Genomic DNA, 17,000 nt, shown 5'->3' with positions numbered 1-17,000 from the left:
CCTATTCCGACTGCCGCTGAAGGCGAGAGCCCAATGACGGATGATGCACGTGGTACTGCGGCGAACGGGGAACCGTTCCTGAACGCCGTCGGCGAGGTTCCTTACACAACCCTCCGTGGGCTGCTGGAACACGTCCTCGAAACCCCTGCCACGACGAGTTCTGGGTTCCAGAACTTCATCTGACACTACGGCGGGAGGGTCGTGCAGCAATGATGATCCACCTGCTCGCGGGGCGGAAAATACCAGGGTCATTTGGTCGTGACCGGCTCTACAGTCACGGGTATGGGCCAAATGCGTGACGAGGATTGGGAACGTCTTATTCATCAATTGCGGGCTGGCCACTGCACCCCCTTCGTGGGTACAGGCGCCTCAGCGAGCGTTCTCCCATCCAACGCCGAGCTCAGTGAAAGGCTCGCGGCCATGTGTGGTTACCCCGGGCCGAACGGAACCGAACTCCTGCGGGTCGCCCAGTACGCGGGCGTGAAATACGGCGATCTCCACTACGTCAAGAACCGGGTCCGCGACGTGCTGACCGAGGACACGAGAACACCCGACTTCGGCAACCCGAACGAACCACACGCCCTGCTGGCCGACTTCCCGCTGCCGGTCTACCTGACCACCAACTACGACGACTTCATCGTCCAGGCGCTCGCCACACGGACGAAGTCAGCCATGGCGGCCCTCTGCCCGTGGACCGAAACCATCGCCCCCGACCCGCTGTTCGCCGAGACCGCGGGCTTCAACCCCAGCCCGGCGACCCCGCTCGTCTACCACCTGCACGGCGCGATGCGCGATCCGGCCAGCTTCGTGCTGGCCGAAGACGACTACATGGTGTTCCTGCGCAACTTCATCATCGAGCGCACCAACGGCACCAACAGGATGTTCCCCCCGTCGATCCTCGCCGCGCTGACCACCCGCCCGCTGTTGTTCGTCGGCTACAGCCTGCAGGACTCGACGTTCCGGATGTTGTTCCAGGAACTCGGCCGGTCGATCCCCGCCATCAGCAGGCGCCGCCATGTGAGCATCCAGCTCGCTCCCACCTCCGGCTACACCATCGAGGACATGGAGGGCCTGCTGAACTGGTACTACGCCGAGTGGCAGATCTCGGTCTACTGGGGCGGCATCGACGAGTTCTGCAAGGAGTTACGCGAGCGGATGGGAGCCATGCCGTGACCGGCCGAGATCAGCCGACCCTCGAACCCTACGTCGGCCTGCGCGCGTTCCGGCGGCAGGACAGCGGCAAGTTCTTCGGGCGGGCCCGTGAGGCCCACGAGGTCTGCGATCTCTGGCGCTCCAACCAGATCACGGTGTTGTCCGGCCCTTCTGGCGCGGGGAAGACCTCCCTGCTCAACGCAGGCGTCATGCCCCTGCTCGACCCGTCGCAGAACGACATCCTGCCGGTGGGGCGAGTCTCGGTCACCTCCTCGTTTCCCCGGGAGGCGCTGCCCGAGCACAACCCCCATGTCTACGCGCTTCTCTCGTCGTGGTCGCCGGGGGAACATCCGTCGCGCCTCGCCAGCCTCACCCTCGAACGGTTCTTCAAGCGCCGCCCGCCCAGGCAGGACCGCTATGGCGATCCGGTGCTCCGGCTGGCCTCGATCGACCAGGCCGAAGAGCTGTTCCTGGGAAACCACCGGCGGGCGCCCTACCACGAATGGTTCCTCGACCAGCTCGTCACCGCCCTGAGCAAGGATCCCGACCTGCGGGTGCTGATCTCGATCAGAAACGACCAGGCCGGCGCCATCCTCCGCGACGAGCGCATCATCGACGTCATGACGAAGGGCCGGTTCACACTCGGCGCCCTGGAACCACCGGCCGCGACCCAGGCCATCGTGGGCCCGCTCACCGGTACCGGCTACTCCTTCGACGACGCGGCCGCCCAGCGGCTGATCGACGACCTGAGCGGAGACGGCACCGCGCCCGAGTCGAAGGCCATCGAACCCGTCCAGCTCCAGGTGGTCTGCACGGTCCTGTGGGACTCGCTGCCTCCGGACGTCACCCACATCACCACCGAGCACGTCATCCGGTACGCCAATGTGCGCAGATCGCTGGAGAAGTTCGTCGACCAGACGATCGCCGAAGTCGCCCGCGACCACCTCGACGGCGACACGGCCCGCCTGCGGGCCTGGCTGCTCGACAACTTCGTCGCCGACTCCGCCAAGACCCCGGTTTACCGGGGTGAGACCATGACGGCCGGAATCCCGAACGACGTGGTCGCGGCCCTGGTCGACCACCACATCCTGACCCCGCGCCCGGGCGTCACGGGAGACGACTCCCAGTGGTACGAGCTGTCACACGAGAGCCTCGTCCGCCTCATCCGCGCGGAGGCGGGCGACGTGGTGGTCGACAGGCGAACCTCCCAGCAGCCTCTCCACACCGCTCAGCACGCCCTCCGCGAGGGCGACTTCGCCCGCGCCCGCCGCGACGCCAGAGACGCGCTCGACCGGACCGACTCCTCCCGTCTCCGGGCCGAAATCGAGTCGTTCCTCGGAGACGTCGCCTTCCAGGACGCCCGCTATGCCACGGCCATCGACCATTACCGCGAGGCCGCCGCCCTGTTCGACGTCCACGGGCGCACGGAGATCGTGGGCCGCCTGCTGGCCGCAAGCGGCCGGGCCCGTCGCGCGCTCGGCCAGACGCGCCGCGCCATTCAGGACATCAAGTCCGCCATCCAACGGGTTCCGGACGACCAGGGCGTCCGGATCGAGCTCGCCTGGACCTACTGGTACGGGGGACACGAGGACAACGCGCTCAAGACGCTCGACAGGGTGCTCGACGACGACGCCAACTCCTGGCCCGCCCTGCGCGCCCGCGCCGAGATCCTGCTTCACCTTGACCGCACCGACGAGGCCCTGCTCGACTTCGGCCGGCTCGGCACGATACGTGAGCCATGGGTCCGCGCCGCCCACGCGTACGCGCTGGCGAGGCTCGGGAACCTGGACGAAGCGCGGAATGAGATCACGGCCGTACGCGCGAACACGGCGGAACACGGGCCCGCCCTCCTTTACGCGGCTCTGGTCGAGCAGCAGGCCGCAGATCTCACAGGAGCCGCCGACCTCGCCGCCGCCGCCATGGCCGCGAAGGCGCCACCACTCCCGGCACATCTCCACCGCCTGGCCGAACGGATGGCCGATGGCCAGTGAGGCCACATCTACCGTGGCATCGAATCGCAGCGGGTGAGAGACCCCATAAGCGCCCCGTACTTCGTGTACTGCTTCACGAGGGTGATCCCCACGAGATGATTCGCCCGATGGAGGCGGCGTCCGGAATCACCGGAAGGGACAAAATGCCGGAGATCAGCAGGCCAAAGACAAGTAGCGACATCAGAGCACTAAGAACTTCGGCCGCTCTCACTAACCGAGACGGGTCGATTCTGTCGATGATCGCACCACAAGGTAAATAGATCAGCATTCCTGGCGGCGCGAGCGCGAAACTTGCCCAACCTACCGCGATCTGAGGGCCCGAATGATCGAGAATAGGGAGGGGATACGTCAGAGACAACGTGCACCCCACACCGTGGTGCTCGTGAGACCTATCCAGAAACCCGTTACGACTGTCGCCGACCCATGTCTCGCCCTCTTTCAGCTTCCGTGAGCAGCCCATCCTCGTCGCAAGGTTCTGATCATCGAGGGCATGCGGCAGCAGCCCGGTAGACATTGCCCGCCTGCTGAAGGTTGTCTACTTTAGCGGCCGATTTCCACGCCTAGCGCACGATGGCAAAAGTCAGCCGACACAGATAATCAACACAGAGGTAGGTTTTCAAACCACTCTGCGAAATTTCGCTTATATTTTGGAGCATTTACCGACGAGCTAGCCGAGCTTCAGACGGCAAAAGGTTATGACACTGTCGACCTCCAACTGTCAGGAGGCCGAACTATCAGAGCCGCCTTGGGGAATCGAACCCCAGACCTTCTGTTTACAAGACAGATGCTCTGCCGATTGAGCTAAGGCGGCTGGAACCATGGCTAGTCTAGTACACACCTACCCTCTGCGCAGGCGACTCACCTCGTAGAGAGCGATGCCGGCCGCGACACCGGCGTTCAGCGACTCGGCGGCGGCCCCCATCGGAATGCGAACCACCTGGTCACAGGCCTCCCGCACCAGCCGGGAAAGCCCCTTCCCCTCGGACCCCACCACGACGACCAGCGGCTCGCCGGCAAGGGTCATGTCCCCGATGTCCGTCCGGGACTCCCCGTCCAGTCCGACGACGAAGAGCCCCTCCTCCCGATACCCCTGCAGCGCCTGCGTGAGGTTGGCCCCCCGGGCGACAGGAAGCGTGGCGAGCGTCCCAGCGGACGTCTTCCAGGCCCCAGCGGTAACCCCAGCGGACCGCCGCCCAGGCACCAGCAGCCCATGAGCCCCGAAGGCGGCCGCAGACCGCGCGATGGCCCCAAGGTTCCGAGGATCGGTAACCCCGTCGAGCGCCACGATCAACGGCACCTCAGCGGCATCCTGGGCGAACCGCACCAGGTCGATGGGGTGCGCATACTCGTAAGCCGGAATCTGGAGCGCGACGCCCTGGTGCACCCCACCCTCGGTCAACCGGTCGAGCTTCCCCCGGTCGACCTCCAGCAGCGCGATCCCCTTGTCAGCCGCGATCTTGATCGACTCCCGGACCCGGTCGTCGTTCTCGATCCGCGCCGCGACGTAGAGCGCGGAGGCGGGCACCCCGGCCCGCAGAGCCTCGACGACGGGGTTGCGCCCCCCGATGTACTCAGGAGCGTCCTCGGACTTCCGCGCCCGTACGGGAGCCTTCCGAGGGGAGGTCCCGCCACGCTCCTCACGCGCGATGCGCTCGGACCGGGCCTTGTCCTTGTACCAGTGCCGAGCCTCAGCGGGCGGCGTCGGTCCCCTGCCCTCAAGAGATCGCCGAACCTTGCCCCCGGTTCCCCGAGTGGCGCCCTGCCTTTTACGTCCCGCTGCCATAACTGAAAAGCCTATCCGTGAATTCAGCGGGCCAGTTCCCAGCGCGGGCCCTGCGGGGTGTCCTCGACGACCACCCCGGCCGCCGCCAGGGACTCCCGGATGGCGTCGGCGGCCGCGTAGTCCTTCCGGGCGCGGGCTGCCTGCCGCTGCTCCAGGGCCACGGCCACCAGCGCGTCGACGACCTCGTGGAGCCCGGATTCGCCGGAGGAGCGCCACTGCGGAGACCGGGGGTCGAGCCCCAGGACGCCGAGCATGGTCTGCGTCTCGGCGAGCAGCCGCGCCACCGCCTCCTTGTTGCCCTGGGACAGGGCCACGTTGCCCTCGCGAACCACCTCGTGGACGACGGCCAGCGCCTGCGACACGTTCAGGTCGTCGTTGAGCGCGTCGACGAAGGCCTGCGGCAGCGGCGCCGTGGCGTCGACGTCGTGGATGACCTCGGCCGCCCGCGAGACGAAGCCCTCCAGCCGCCGGTAACCGGCCGCCGACTCCTGCAGCGCCTCTTCGGAGTAGTCGATCGCCGACCCGTAGTGGGCCGAGACCAGGTAGTAGCGCAGCTCGACGGCGCGGACCTTGGTCAGCATCTCGGGGATCAGCAGCGAATTCCCGAGGGACTTGCTCATCTTGGTCCCGCCGAGCTGCAGCATGCCGTTGTGCAGCCAGAACCGGGCGAAGCCGTCGCCGGCCGCCTGCGACTGGGCGATCTCGTTCTCGTGGTGGGGGAAGATCAGGTCGACGCCGCCGCCGTGGATGTCGAAGGTGCCGCCCAGGTATTTGGTCGCCATCGCCGAGCACTCGAGGTGCCAGCCGGGACGGCCGCGGCCCCACGGGGTCGGCCAGGTCGGTTCGCCCTCCTTGGCGCCCTTCCACAACGCGAAGTCGCGCGGGTCGCGCTTGAGGGAGTCGGTGTCGGTGTCGCCGGCGGCCCGCATGTTCTCGAGCTTCTGGTTCGACAGTTTGCCGTACCTGTCGGCATAGGAGACCACGTCGAAGTAGACGTCGCCGCCCGAGGCGTAGGCGTGGCCCTTGTCGATCAGGCGGTGCATCAGTTCGATCATCTCGGGCACGTGCCCCATCGCCCGGGGTTCGACCGTGGGAGGCAGGCAGCCGAGCTGGTCGTACGCCCACGTGAAGGCCCGCTGGTTCCGCTCGGCGACCACGAACCACGGCACGCCCTCGCCGGCCGCGACCCGGATGATCTTGTCGTCGAGGTCGGTCACGTTGCGGCAGAACGTGACGTCGTACCCAGAATGCATCAGCCAGCGGCGCAGGACGTCGAAGTTGACGCCGGAACGGATGTGACCGATGTGGGGCGGAGCCTGGACGGTCGCACCACACAGGTACATCGTGACCCGGCCGGGCTCAACCGGGGCGAATTCACGGACCGTTCGGGTGCTGGTGTCATAGAGTCTCAGGCTCACAAAGGCAAGGCTAACGCCTTCCCGGCCAGCACAGGCCGAGTTAAGAAACCGTGAGCGTCAGCCGCGCAGATACACCTTCTCCGGAGCGATCCGCACGATCACGCGCTCGTTGTCGGGGCTCCCCTCGACGAACGGTTTTCCGGTGTATTTGTGCGAAAGCTCTTGGATCAGGTCGCCGTTGGGGTCGTCGAACAGCGTCACCGGGCCGCGGACCTCGGCGTACACGTAGGGATCGGCCGGGTCGACGATCAGAATCGAGACACGCGGGTCGCGTTCCATGTTGCGGTGCTTTCGGCGTCCCTTGACCGTCGAGAAGAGAATCTCGTTCCCGTCCGTGCGCACCCACACCACCGAGGCCTGAGGGCTTCCGTCGGGGTTCACGCTGGAGACGGTGGCGAAATTCGGCCCGTCGAACAAGGAACGCGCGCCGTCAGGCAAGGTCTGGTCTCCCATAGGAGCGATCATGCCATTTCGTACGTGTCATAAAACGGCCGGGGGCACCCGAGTCGCTAGGCTCGACACGCCATGGACGCGATTCCCCCCGCGACGGCAGGCCCGGCCTCCCGTCCGTCTTCCTCCGGATCCCGCCTGCTGAGCCGGGTGGCCGTGATCGTCGCGAGCCTCGCGGTTGCGGTGCTCGCCGGAGCCGCCTGCGTGCTCTCCTTCGACGACCTGCGGGCCCTCGCGCTCCAGGGCCAGGCCGACCCCGAGTTCGCCTACCTCTACCCGGCCGGCTTCGACGCCCTGCTGGTCGTGGCCCTGCTGGCCGTGCCGGTGGTCCGCCCGGGACGGCTGGTCATCCGCCTCCAGGCCGCCCTGATCCTGATCCTGCTCCTCGTCGCGGCGGCGGCGGCCGACGTCGCGATGGCGTCCGGCGTGGTCCTCGCGGTCCGCCCCGCCGCCGTGGTGGTGGCGCTGGTGCCCTGGATCATGCTGGTCGTGGCTTTGTGGTTGTTACTGCTGATCGTCCGGTACGCCCAGACGAAGAGCGCCGACCTCGACGACGATTCCGACGACGACGTGGTCCCCTTCACCCGCACCGCCCACGTGACCGTGCCCCCCGACTACACGCCGCCGACGCCCGTGAGCCCCGTGACCGAAACGGTCGCGCCCCCGGAGCTGGCGCCCCCGCTCACCCCGTCCCCGCCTCCGCGTCCGGCCCGCTGGGGCGACCTGATCCGGCCCAACGCCGGCGACGTCCTCGTCCACCCGCTCCCCGAGCCCGACGACGAGACCGACAAGAAGTACGGCGAGGCCGCCGCCCAGGCCGCCGAGAAGCTGAGCCGCCGCGAGGAGCCCGACGAGGCCAACGTGGACACCCAGCCGATGCGCAACCTCCCGGCCGACCCCGACCCGGAGCACGGCCCCGAGGCCGCCGACCCGGAGGAGTTCGAGGCCGCCACCTGGCGCGAGCCCTACGACGACGAGGTCACCGCCCCTCCGTCCGGCCACCTCCGCAGCACCCCCACCCCACCCAGCGACTCCTGACGAAGCCGAAAGGCCCGCCGCGACTCCGAGTGGGAGCCGCGGCGGGCCTTTGAACAAGTTTCGGTGTCGCCCCCGGAAAAGGCCGGTGCCCGGCGGCCGGGTGGCCGTCGGGCATCAACCTGTACCGGCTGGTCAGACCCTGGTTCGGCCTCGCAGCGCGGCGACGGCGCCGACTCCGATGACGGCCAGCACGACCTGCATGACCAGTTCGATCCAGTCGATCCCGTCGGTCGTCGCGACACCCAGACCCTGGGCGATCGCCGTGCCGATGAGGGCGGCGACGATACCGACGACGATGGTCAGGATCCAACCGATCGGCTGACGGCCGGGCAGAACCAGTCGGCCCAGCGCACCGATGATGGCGCCGATCACGATGGCGCCGAGAATGGTCTCGATGGTCATTATTCGACCTCCCCTTGAGGGTGACAGCTTCACGCTCAAGCGATCGAATACCCTCCATCGACAAAATATGCCTGGCGCCGGAATTTTTTAGATCCCGCTGTGCCCCGGCCGGCCCGTGGCCCCTCCGTGCCCACGCCCGCCACCTGCGGTGATGCCCCGCCCCGCGACGAAGCCGACGCCGATCACGGCCAGCACGAGCTGGAGGATGTGCTCCCACCAGTCGAACCCGCGCGTGTTGGCGAACCCGAACAGCGCCGCGATGAGCGACCCGATGAGCGCGGCGACGATTCCGACCAGGATCGTCATCCCGATGCTGATGTTCTGCCGTCCGGGCAGGACCAGACGCGCCAGCGCGCCGATGACGACACCGATGATGATGGCGCCAAGGATCGAAGCGATCATGACATTCCCCCCGACGAGGTGACATCTGCACCTCTAGGGGATGAAGTACCCAAAAAGGGACGGCGATCCACGCACCGCGCCTGGTTACGGGATCGCCGCCCCAACCGCATATGAGACGCCGCATCCCAGACCCCGGTTGCCATCCACTTTGGACCGCACCAAAGCGTTATCCCAGCCTGTGGCGCGATTGGAAGAAAGAACCCGCTGTGACAAATGAGACGGCGACGCGCCGCTCATGGGTCGAAAACGCCGCTCCGTTACGGCTCCGCCCACCCCGGCACCGCCCGCCGTCCAGACGACGGCTCATCACCCGGCGCTCCTCGGCCGCTCACCCACGCACCGCAACGCCGAAATGACATCCAGGCGCTTTTACCGCCAACGAGGAGCCGGCACACGCCTGGCCGGAACGGTGAGCGCACCCCCAAACCGCGCCCCCAAACCACGCCGCCGAACGTGAGACCGACATATCGCCTAAGTCAGGACGTCGAGCGTGGCCTCAAAGAAAGCGAGCGTGGACAGCCCGACGCCGTGTCCGCGCCGATAGACGACAAGCAGCACACCACTGAGAGTGCAGGAGAGCGCCCGAGCCATATCGCCCCGGGACCGAATCAAGCCGCGGCGGCGACCGTGGAGCCGATCCCTAGCGGCCGACGATCAGCGCGTTGGCGATCGCCGCGATGCCCTCGCCGCGGCCCGTCAGCCCGAGCCCGTCGGTCGTGGTCGCGCTGACGCTCACGTCAGCCCCGACCGCCGCGCCCAGCGCCTTCTCCGCCTCACCGCGGCGAGGTGAGAGCTTGGGCCGGTTGCCGATGATCTGCACCGCCACGTTGCCGATCTCGTACCCGGCCTCGCGCACCAGCCGGGCCGTCTCCGTCAGCAACGTCACACCCGACGCCCCCGACCAGCGGGGATCGGACGTGCCGAAGACCTTTCCCAGGTCCCCGAGCCCGGCGGCCGACAACAACGCGTCGCAGCACGCGTGGGCCGCCGCGTCGCCGTCGGAGTGGCCGGCCAGCCCGGTCTCCCCCGGCCAGAACAGCCCCGCCAGGTGAAGTTCACGGCCAGAAGCGAAAGGGTGGACGTCGACACCGACGCCCACCCTCGGAAGTTTTGCGCTCAGGAGTTCAGCACCTCGTCGAGCAGGGCTTCCGCTTTGTCCTCGTTGGTCTTCTCCGCCAGGGCGAGTTCGCTGACCAGGATCTGCCGAGCCTTCGCGAGCATCCGCTTCTCACCTGCGGAGAGTCCACGCTCGCGGTCGCGGCGCCAGAGGTCCCGAACCACTTCGGCCACCTTGTTGACGTCACCGGACGCGAGCTTCTCAAGGTTCGCCTTGTAACGACGCGACCAGTTGGTGGGCTCTTCCGTGTGAGGCATGCGCAGGACGTCGAAGACCCTCTCGAGGCCCTCCTGACCGACCACATCGCGCACGCCGACGAGCTCCGCGTTCTCCGCAGGCACCTGGACGGTGAGGTCGCCCTTGTCGACCTTCAGTACCAGGTAGGTCTTTTCCTCACCCTTAATCGTCCGAGTGGTGATGGCTTCGATCCGAGCAGCCCCGTGATGGGGGTAGACGACCGTGTCGCCGACCTGGAAAGTCATGTGACAAGTACCCCTTCCGCTGTACTCCAGGGTACCACGCGCCAACACTCTCCCGGAACAGTGAAATCACCATAACTGCAGGTCAAAGCCTCATTTTGGGACTTGACAAGAGCTCTACTGTGTGAATCGAGCCGTCCGACAAGCGGGATGACCTGCGCCTCGAGCGTTCCCCCGTCCGATCACAGGGCGGTTATCGGACGGGCCTGCCACGCCGATATGGTGATCCCCGCATACGATCGCGCGCGTTAGCAAGGAGATTCTCGACCGTGACCACGACCAGCCGCAGGGTGATCGCCATCGCCGCGTTTCTGGCCGCCGCCCCCGCGCTGGCCGCGTGTGGCGCCGGGACCGACGCGAACACCAACAAGCCCTACGCGCCGACCGAGTCCCAGGTTCTCATCCGCGACGGGCAGTACGGCGTGAACGGCATGAAGGTCAGCCAGGCCTACATGCTCGGCCCCGACCCGGGCGGTCAGATCCCCGCCGGCGGCACCGTCCCGCTCTACCTGTCGCTCACCAACGACGGCACCGCGCCCGACGTCCTGACCGGCGTCACCCCCGACCCCAACGCCGCCACGGCGGCCCAGGGCGGCGGCGTGCAGCTCCCCGTGGGCACCCTCGTCCACACGGGCACCGGCTCGAACCCGCAGATCCAGATCCAGGGCGTGAAGTCGGTCCTGCGCGGTGGCGAGAGCATCCCGCTGACCCTCAAGTTCCAGAACGCGGGCGAGGTCACCATGGTCGTCCCGGTCATCACCCGCAACCGCGAATACGCGACCCTCCCGCCGGTCCCGGGCGCCGTCCCGGCCCCGCCCAAGCCGTCCCCCACGGCCACCGCCACCGGCGAGTCCTCCGGCCACTGACCCGCCCACCGACCGGCCGTCCCCACACGGCCGGTCGGTCCCGCGTCGCGGCCATTCGGGGTCGTCCGACCGCAATCTTGCTCCGTTACGGCTCCGCCCACCCTGGCACCGCCGGCCGCAGCGGAACGCCCGATCACCCGGCGCTCCTCGGCCGCTCAGGCCAAGCCCCGTAACGGACGCTCCACAGGCCCGGTCCCTCGACCACGCCAATCCAGCGGTCTATACGGCCACGCACACGGGTCAGCCCATCCGGCGCTCCGCGCCGGAAATTTCCGGATTCGCTCCGTAGGCACACGACACGTTGCGGCGGTCGGCTCGGCGGCCGGGAAGCGCCGGATGATCGGCCGCGCGCGGGGAGGCGGGCGGGGTCAGGGCAGGCGGAGCCGTAACGGAGCAGGAACTTCGGAACAGACGCATGGCCGACCCGCGCGTCTTCGCACGGGCCGGCGGAGCCGAGCCGGTTTCAGTCTTCGATCACCGGGTCGAACTTGTAGCCCAGTCCCCGGACCGTCAGGATGCAGCGCGGGTTGGCCGGGTCGGCCTCGACCTTGGCCCGCAGGCGCTTCACGTGGACGTCGAGGGTCTTGGTGTCGCCCACGTAGTCGGCGCCCCAGACGCGGTCGATGAGCTGGCCGCGGGTGAGGACCCGGCCGGCGTTGCGGAGCAGGACCTCCAGGAGTTCGAACTCCTTCAGCGGGAGCTGCACCTGGCGGCCGCGGACGGCGACGATGTGGCGGTCGACGTCCATGCGGACGGGACCGGCCGCCAGGACCGCCGACTCGACCTCTTCGACGTCGCCCTGGCGGCGGAGCACCGCGCGGATGCGGGCGACGAGCTCGCGGGAGCTGAAGGGCTTGGTGACGTAGTCGTCGGCGCCGAGTTCCAGGCCGACGACCTTGTCGATCTCGCTGTCCTTGGCGGTGAGCATGATCACGGGGACCTTGGACCGCTGGCGGAGGGAACGGCAGACCTCGGTGCCCGGCAGGCCCGGGAGCATCAGGTCGAGCAGCACGAGGTCGGCGCCGTTGCGGTCGAAGGTCTCCAGCGCCTCGGGGCCGGTGGCCGCGACCGCGACCTCGAAGCCCTCTTTGCGCAGCATGTAGGAAAGGGCGTCGGAGAACGACTCCTCGTCTTCCACGACGAGTACCCGGGTCATGTGGCCGCCTCCAGGGGAGTTGACGTTGTGCGGGGTGTGGCGACCGCGACCCCGCCGAACGCGGGGAGGCGGAGAGTGAAGGTCGAGCCGGAGCCTTCCTTGCTCCAGACCGACACCTCGCCGCCGTGGGCGACGGCGACGTGTTTGACGATGGCCAGGCCGAGGCCGGTCCCGCCGGTCGAGCGCGAGCGGGCCGCGTCGACCCGGAAGAAGCGCTCGAAGATGCGTTCCTGGGCGCTCTCGGGGATGCCGATGCCCTGGTCGCTGATGCTGATCTCGACCGAGTCGCCGGCCGGGCGGGCGCTGACCACGACCCGGGTGTGCTCGGGGCTGTAGGCGACCGCGTTGTCGATCAGGTTGCGCAGGGCGGTGACGAGCAGTTCGTCGTCGCCCCAGATGTTGAGGCCGCCGGTGCCGCCGGCGACCAGCGTGATGTCCTTCGACGCGGCCTTGGTGCTGCACCGGTCGATGGCCTCGTGGACGGCCTCGTCGACCTGGACCGGCTCCGGCGTCGGGATCTCCTCGGCGCCCTGGATGCGGGACAGGGTGATCAGGTCCTGGATCAGGTAGGTGAGGCGGGCCGCCTCGTGCTGCATGCGGCCGGCGAAGCGGGTGACCGCCTCGGGGTCGTCGGCGGCGTCCTGGATCGTCTCGGCGAGCAGGCTGAGCGCGCCGACCGGGGTCTTGAGCTCGTGGCTGACGTTGGCGACGAAGTCGCGGCGGACCGCCTCGACGCGGAGCCGGTCGGTCTGGTCTTCGGCCAGGACCAGCACCTGGCCGGTGGAGCCGAGCGGGGCGACGCGGACCGCGAAGGAGGTCGACTCCTGGCCGAACTTGCGGCCGGACGTCTCGATCTCGCCCTCGCGGATCTCGCCGTCGCGGCGGACCTTGCGGGCCAGCGCGAGCAACTCGGCCGAGATGAGGGTGTCGCCGCGGACCAGGCCGTAGGCGCGGGCCGCCGAGCTGGCCCGCAGGACCCGGTCCTCCCTGTCGAGTACGACCGCCGAGGACGGCAGCACCGCCAGCAGCGAGGCCACCCCCGGAGACAGGGTCTCCTCGGGCGGGGAATCGGGCACCGAAGCGGGTTCGGACTGCCGCCGGATCGCCAGCATGACGAGGGTGCCCACCAGGAACCCACCCATCGCGGCAAGACTCGCCAGCAACTCATTCACGCTTCGATGCTAGGTGGGAATGCCCCTGTTCCTTACGGCCGGATGCCGACTGACCATGGCCTTTCCCGAAGAGTTCACTTTCCGGTCGGAGATCGTTCACGAAGCGCGGATTACCGTGACGGGCATGCGCGACGCCTATCATGACGAGCTGGACAACCTCACCGTACGTCTGGTCGAGATGACCCGACTGGTTCGCTCGGCCATGTCCCGGGCCACCACGGCCCTGCTTGACGCCGATCTTCACCTCTCCGAGAGTGTGATCTCTCAGGACGAGGAGGTCAACCGGCTGTACGCCGAGGTGGAGACCTCCATCTACGAGCTGATGGCCACCCAGCAGCCCGTCGCGGTCGACCTCCGCACGGTCATCACCGCGCTGCGCATGGCCGCCGACCTGGAGCGCATGGGCGACCTGGCCGAGCACATCGCCAAGATCGCCCGGATGCGTCACCCCGAGTCGGCCATCCCGGCCGAGCTCCGCGACACCATCGTCGAGATGGACCAGGTCGCCGAACGTCTGATCACCAAGACCGGCACCTGCATCGCGACCCGCGACGTCGAGCTGTCCAAGGAACTGGAGGCCGACGACGACGCGATGGACATGCTGCACCGCCGCCTGTTCCGCGTCCTGCTGTCGCCGAAGTGGGACCACGGCATCGAAGCCGCGATCGACATCACCCTGGCGGGCCGCTACTACGAGCGCTACGCCGACCACGCGGTCCGCGTCGCCCGCGACGTGGTCTACCTGGTCACCGGCTCCCGCGACGGCGAGGAGTAACCCAAAGCGAGAGCCCCGGCCCTCGGGGGGCCGGGGCTCTGTGTTTCCTTGTGTGTGCTTCGCACACACGGCCCGAGCGCTTTCAGCCGGCGTCTTCCCTCGTCGCTCCGGGTCGCTTCGCTCCCCTGCGCTCCTCAGTCCAGACACCGGCGCGCTCGGGCACCTCATGAGCAGACGTGGCTAAGACTCATGAGCTGACGTGGTTGGAACTTATAAGCAGACGTGGCTAAAAAATCACAAGCAGGCCGGAAGGCTACTTGCCCTGGTTGGCCACTGCCTCGATGGCCGCAGCTGCGGCCTCGGGGTCGAGGTAGCCCGAGCTGACCGGCTTGTAGTCGGCGTCGAGTTCGTAGCGCAGGGGGATGCCGGTGGGGATGTTCAGGCCGGCGATGTCGGCGTCGCTGATGCCGTCGAGGTGCTTGACCAGGGCGCGCAGGGAGTTGCCGTGGGCGACCACCAGGACGGTCTTGCCGGCGGCGAGCTGCGGGACGATCGAGTCGTACCAGTAGGGCAGCATGCGGTCGACGACGTCTTTCAGGCACTCGGTCTTGGGCCGGAGTTCCTTCGGCAGGCCCGCGTAGCGGACGTCGGCGAACTGGGAGAACTCGTCGTCGTCGGCGATGGGGGGCGGCGGGGTGTCGTAGGAGCGGCGCCAGAGCATGAACTGCTCGTCGCCGAACTCGGCGCGGGTCTGCGCCTTGTCCTTGCCCTGGAGGGCGCCGTAGTGGCGCTCGTTGAGGCGCCACGACCGCTCGACCGGGAGCCAGAGCAGGTCGGCCGCCTCCAGCGCGAGGTTGGCGGTCCGGATCGCGCGGGTGAGCAGGGACGTGTGGACCACGTCGGGGCGTACGCCCGCCTCAAGCAGCAGCCGGCCGCCGCGCGCGGCCTCCTCCTCACCGGCAGCCGAGAGGTTGACGTCGACCCAGCCTGTGAACAGGCCCTTGACGTTCCATTCGCTCTCGCCGTGCCGGAGCAGTACCAAAGTCGCCATGACCGGCATCTTAGTGGTGGACGGTTAACGCTCCGGGTCGGCGAAACGGGCGAAAGCCTGCAAATTGGCAGTCGACTCGCCCCGTTCGAGCCGCCACTCCCATTCGCGCCTGATCGAGCTCGCGAAGCCGATCTCCAGGGCCGGGTCGAACAACTCGTCGGCGTAGGTGAGCACGCAGCCCAGCAGCCGGTCGACCTCGGCCTCGGTGACGCCCTCATGGGGGATCCGGCCGACGAGGTGGACGTCGCCCCGGTGGTCGAGGGCGAAGTGCACGCCGTACATCGAGCCGTTCTTGGACAGCAGCCAGCGGTAGAACTCCTGATGGTTCTCGTCGGGGCCGCGGCAGAAGAAGGCCTCGATGTTGAGGGCCTGGTCGTCGACGACCAGCCAGGTCATCGTCTGGAGCTTGTGGGTGCCGGGGAGCTTCACCAGGTAGGAGCCGCTGCGGGGGCTCTCGTAGGTCAGGCCCATCGAATTCAGGGCCGCCTCGATCACGGCGGAGACGTTCATCGGGCGGCCGCCACGGGCTGGAGCTGGCTCATCGCTCCGGTATACACCTCCACGAGCCGCGCCGCCGTGGCCTGCCAGCCGAACGCCGCGGCGTGGCGCATCGCGCCTTCGGCGAGGAAGTCGCGCCAGGCGGGCCGGTGGAGCAGCCCGGCCAGGGCGGTCGCCCACTCGGCGGGGTCGTGACTGTCGACCAGCAGGCCCGAGACGCCGTCCTCGACGGCGGTGCGCAGCCCGCCCACCGACGCCGCCACGACCGGAGTGCCGCACGCCTGCGACTCCAGGGCGACGAGGCCGAACGACTCGTTGTGGGAGGGCACGACCGTGACGTCGGCGGCGCGGTACCAGTCGGCCAGCTCGGGCTGCGGGCACGGCGGCGCCAGGTGCACCAGGTCGGTGATGCCCAGTTCGGCGGCCACGTCGGTGAGGAGGGACGGCCGGGCCAGCCCGTTGCCGCTCGGCCCGCCGACGCAGGCCACCACGAGGCGGTCCCTTAACGCGGGGTCGTCGGCGATCATCTTGGCGGCGGCCCGGAGCAGCACGTCGGGGGCCTTCAGCGGCTGGATGCGGCCGACGAACAGCAACACGTGGGCGTCCTGCGGCAGGCCCAGCCGGTGGCGGGCGGCGCCCTTGGACGCGGGCTGGAACACCTGGAGGTTGACCCCGGGGTTCACCACGCTCACGCGGGCGGGCGGGGCGGCGTACAGGGAGATGAGCTCATCGGCCTCGGCGGCGGTGTTGGCGACCAGGCGGTCGGCCACGTCGACGACCTGTTCCTCGCCGAAGACGCGGGCCGGGGGTTCGGGGCAGTCGCCCTCGGCCAGGAGCAGGTTCTTGACCTTGGCCATGGTGTGCATGGTGTGCACGAGCGGCACGCCCCAGCGCTCCTTGGCCAGCCAGCCGACCTGGCCCGACAACCAGTAGTGGGAGTGGATGAGGTCGTAGCGGCCGGGATCGTAGATCGCCTCGGTGCGCAGCACGCCCGACAGGAACGCGCACATCTGGCCCGGCAGGTCGGAGCGGTAGAGCTCCTCGTAGGGGCCGGCGGTGACGTGGCGGACCGAGACTCCCGGCGCGAGTTGCACGATCGGGGGCAGGTCGCGCGACGTCTGCCTGGTGAAGATCTCGACCTCGACGCCGAGGTCGGCCAGCCGTTTGGCCGTCTCCACGATGTAGACGTTCATGCCGCCCGCGTCGCCGGTACCCGGCTGGTCGAGCGGTGACGTGTGCATGCTGATCGTCGCGACCCGGTTGACCCGTCGCACCCGCAACCACCTCCAAACAACGACTAACCATGACAC

General features: G+C 68.4%; 17 protein-coding genes and 1 tRNA gene. 5 read left to right on the top strand and 13 right to left on the bottom strand.

Annotated elements, in window-relative coordinates:
• Window positions 1–420: 420 nt before the first annotated feature.
• Both GT755_RS27545 and GT755_RS41330 read left to right on the top strand, forming a co-directional pair.
• Window positions 421–1,173, top strand: a complete 753-nt coding sequence (locus tag GT755_RS27545; RefSeq protein ID WP_161482507.1) for an SIR2 family NAD-dependent protein deacylase — start codon at window positions 421–423, stop codon at window positions 1,171–1,173.
• Window positions 1,170–3,143 carry a tetratricopeptide repeat protein gene (locus GT755_RS41330; protein WP_161482506.1) on the top strand — a complete coding sequence of 658 codons (1,974 nt, stop codon included), beginning with the start codon at window positions 1,170–1,172 and terminating at the stop codon, window positions 3,141–3,143. Before GT755_RS27545 ends, GT755_RS41330 begins: the two co-directional genes overlap by 4 nt.
• A 738-nt stretch (window positions 3,144–3,881) precedes the next feature.
• Here the strand turns inward: GT755_RS41330 and GT755_RS27535 are convergent.
• From GT755_RS27535 to GT755_RS27520, 4 genes are all read right to left on the bottom strand, one after another.
• Window positions 3,882–3,954 (bottom strand) — tRNA-Thr (locus tag GT755_RS27535).
• A 27-nt stretch (window positions 3,955–3,981) separates the two neighbouring features.
• The gene (rlmB, locus tag GT755_RS27530; RefSeq protein ID WP_161482505.1) at window positions 3,982–4,926 is read right to left on the bottom strand and encodes a 23S rRNA (guanosine(2251)-2'-O)-methyltransferase RlmB; all 945 of its coding nucleotides are present in this window, start codon (window positions 4,924–4,926) and stop codon (window positions 3,982–3,984) included.
• Window positions 4,927–4,949: 23 nt separating this feature from the next.
• Window positions 4,950–6,344: a cysteine--tRNA ligase gene (gene cysS / locus GT755_RS27525; RefSeq protein WP_161482504.1), complete on the bottom strand. Its 1,395-nt coding sequence runs from the start codon at window positions 6,342–6,344 to the stop codon at window positions 4,950–4,952.
• Between the two features lie 57 nt (window positions 6,345–6,401).
• Complete coding sequence (locus GT755_RS27520; RefSeq protein WP_161482503.1) at window positions 6,402–6,797, bottom strand: PPOX class F420-dependent oxidoreductase; 396 nt, start codon at window positions 6,795–6,797, stop codon at window positions 6,402–6,404.
• A gap of 72 nt (window positions 6,798–6,869) precedes the next feature.
• Between GT755_RS27520 and GT755_RS27515 the strand changes: the two genes are divergently transcribed.
• Window positions 6,870–7,832 (top strand): DUF2637 domain-containing protein, encoded by a 963-nt coding sequence (locus GT755_RS27515; RefSeq protein ID WP_161482502.1) that lies wholly within the window; start codon window positions 6,870–6,872, stop codon window positions 7,830–7,832.
• Window positions 7,833–7,964: 132 nt separating this feature from the next.
• Here GT755_RS27515 and GT755_RS27510 read toward each other — a convergent pair whose 3' ends face one another.
• The 4 genes from GT755_RS27510 to GT755_RS27495 all read right to left on the bottom strand — a co-directional run bounded on the left by GT755_RS27510 (window position 7,965) and on the right by GT755_RS27495 (window position 10,235).
• Window positions 7,965–8,234: a GlsB/YeaQ/YmgE family stress response membrane protein gene (locus tag GT755_RS27510; RefSeq protein ID WP_161482501.1), complete on the bottom strand. Its 270-nt coding sequence runs from the start codon at window positions 8,232–8,234 to the stop codon at window positions 7,965–7,967.
• Between the two features lie 87 nt (window positions 8,235–8,321).
• Window positions 8,322–8,636 carry a GlsB/YeaQ/YmgE family stress response membrane protein gene (locus tag GT755_RS27505; protein WP_235967395.1) on the bottom strand — a complete coding sequence of 105 codons (315 nt, stop codon included), beginning with the start codon at window positions 8,634–8,636 and terminating at the stop codon, window positions 8,322–8,324.
• Between the two features lie 640 nt (window positions 8,637–9,276).
• The gene (gene ispF, locus GT755_RS27500) at window positions 9,277–9,735 is read right to left on the bottom strand and encodes a 2-C-methyl-D-erythritol 2,4-cyclodiphosphate synthase (RefSeq protein WP_161482500.1); all 459 of its coding nucleotides are present in this window, start codon (window positions 9,733–9,735) and stop codon (window positions 9,277–9,279) included.
• A gap of 17 nt (window positions 9,736–9,752) precedes the next feature.
• Window positions 9,753–10,235 (bottom strand): CarD family transcriptional regulator, encoded by a 483-nt coding sequence (locus GT755_RS27495; protein WP_030451583.1) that lies wholly within the window; start codon window positions 10,233–10,235, stop codon window positions 9,753–9,755.
• 266 nt (window positions 10,236–10,501) lie between these two features.
• Between GT755_RS27495 and GT755_RS27490 the strand changes: the two genes are divergently transcribed.
• Window positions 10,502–11,098, top strand: a complete 597-nt coding sequence (locus GT755_RS27490; protein ID WP_161482499.1) for a copper chaperone PCu(A)C — start codon at window positions 10,502–10,504, stop codon at window positions 11,096–11,098.
• A 463-nt stretch (window positions 11,099–11,561) separates the two neighbouring features.
• On the opposite strand, the gene GT755_RS27485 is transcribed toward GT755_RS27490, so the two are convergent.
• Together GT755_RS27485 and GT755_RS27480 are read right to left on the bottom strand one after the other, a co-directional pair.
• Window positions 11,562–12,254, bottom strand: a complete 693-nt coding sequence (locus GT755_RS27485) for a response regulator transcription factor (protein WP_161482498.1) — start codon at window positions 12,252–12,254, stop codon at window positions 11,562–11,564.
• Window positions 12,251–13,396 (bottom strand): sensor histidine kinase, encoded by a 1,146-nt coding sequence (locus GT755_RS27480; protein WP_161482674.1) that lies wholly within the window; start codon window positions 13,394–13,396, stop codon window positions 12,251–12,253. Before GT755_RS27480 ends, GT755_RS27485 begins: the two co-directional genes overlap by 4 nt.
• A gap of 154 nt (window positions 13,397–13,550) precedes the next feature.
• On the opposite strand from GT755_RS27480, the gene phoU reads away from it, so the two are divergent.
• Window positions 13,551–14,201: a phosphate signaling complex protein PhoU gene (gene phoU / locus GT755_RS27475; protein ID WP_161482497.1), complete on the top strand. Its 651-nt coding sequence runs from the start codon at window positions 13,551–13,553 to the stop codon at window positions 14,199–14,201.
• 253 nt (window positions 14,202–14,454) lie between these two features.
• On the opposite strand, the gene GT755_RS27470 is transcribed toward phoU, so the two are convergent.
• Genes GT755_RS27470 through mshA form a run of 3 tightly spaced genes read right to left on the bottom strand, consistent with a single transcriptional unit; the run spans window position 14,455 to window position 16,931 of the window.
• A complete protein-coding gene (locus tag GT755_RS27470) occupies window positions 14,455–15,192 on the bottom strand; it encodes a phosphoglyceromutase (protein ID WP_030451590.1) in 738 nt (245 codons plus the stop codon).
• Between the two features lie 24 nt (window positions 15,193–15,216).
• Window positions 15,217–15,702: a YbjN domain-containing protein gene (locus GT755_RS27465; RefSeq protein ID WP_161482496.1), complete on the bottom strand. Its 486-nt coding sequence runs from the start codon at window positions 15,700–15,702 to the stop codon at window positions 15,217–15,219.
• On the bottom strand, window positions 15,699–16,931 hold the full coding sequence (mshA, locus tag GT755_RS27460) for a D-inositol-3-phosphate glycosyltransferase (protein WP_161482673.1): 1,233 nt from the start codon (window positions 16,929–16,931) through the stop codon (window positions 15,699–15,701). Before mshA ends, GT755_RS27465 begins: the two co-directional genes overlap by 4 nt.
• Window positions 16,932–17,000 lie beyond the last annotated feature (69 nt).

Origin of the sequence: Herbidospora solisilvae, from assembly GCF_009901565.1 — a bacterium.
Taxonomy (GTDB): Bacteria; Actinomycetota; Actinomycetes; order Streptosporangiales; family Streptosporangiaceae; genus Herbidospora; species Herbidospora solisilvae.
Note: the sequence above shows the minus strand (reverse complement) of the source record. Positions and strands in the feature narration are given on the sequence as shown.

Coding starts and splice junctions, on each gene's coding strand:
- GT755_RS27545 (WP_161482507.1), top strand. CDS start 421: ATGTGTGGTTACCCCGGGCCGAACGGAACCGAACTCCTGCGGGTCGCC.
- rlmB (WP_161482505.1), bottom strand. CDS start 4,926: ATGGCAGCGGGACGTAAAAGGCAGGGCGCCACTCGGGGAACCGGGGGC.
- GT755_RS27520 (WP_161482503.1), bottom strand. CDS start 6,797: ATGGGAGACCAGACCTTGCCTGACGGCGCGCGTTCCTTGTTCGACGGG.
- GT755_RS27515 (WP_161482502.1), top strand. CDS start 6,870: ATGGACGCGATTCCCCCCGCGACGGCAGGCCCGGCCTCCCGTCCGTCT.
- GT755_RS27510 (WP_161482501.1), bottom strand. CDS start 8,234: ATGACCATCGAGACCATTCTCGGCGCCATCGTGATCGGCGCCATCATC.
- GT755_RS27505 (WP_235967395.1), bottom strand. CDS start 8,636: ATGATCGCTTCGATCCTTGGCGCCATCATCATCGGTGTCGTCATCGGC.
- GT755_RS27495 (WP_030451583.1), bottom strand. CDS start 10,235: ATGACTTTCCAGGTCGGCGACACGGTCGTCTACCCCCATCACGGGGCT.
- GT755_RS27485 (WP_161482498.1), bottom strand. CDS start 12,254: ATGACCCGGGTACTCGTCGTGGAAGACGAGGAGTCGTTCTCCGACGCC.
- GT755_RS27480 (WP_161482674.1), bottom strand. CDS start 13,396: ATGGGTGGGTTCCTGGTGGGCACCCTCGTCATGCTGGCGATCCGGCGG.
- phoU (WP_161482497.1), top strand. CDS start 13,551: ATGCGCGACGCCTATCATGACGAGCTGGACAACCTCACCGTACGTCTG.
- GT755_RS27470 (WP_030451590.1), bottom strand. CDS start 15,192: ATGGCGACTTTGGTACTGCTCCGGCACGGCGAGAGCGAATGGAACGTC.
- GT755_RS27465 (WP_161482496.1), bottom strand. CDS start 15,702: ATGAACGTCTCCGCCGTGATCGAGGCGGCCCTGAATTCGATGGGCCTG.
- mshA (WP_161482673.1), bottom strand. CDS start 16,931: ATGCACACGTCACCGCTCGACCAGCCGGGTACCGGCGACGCGGGCGGC.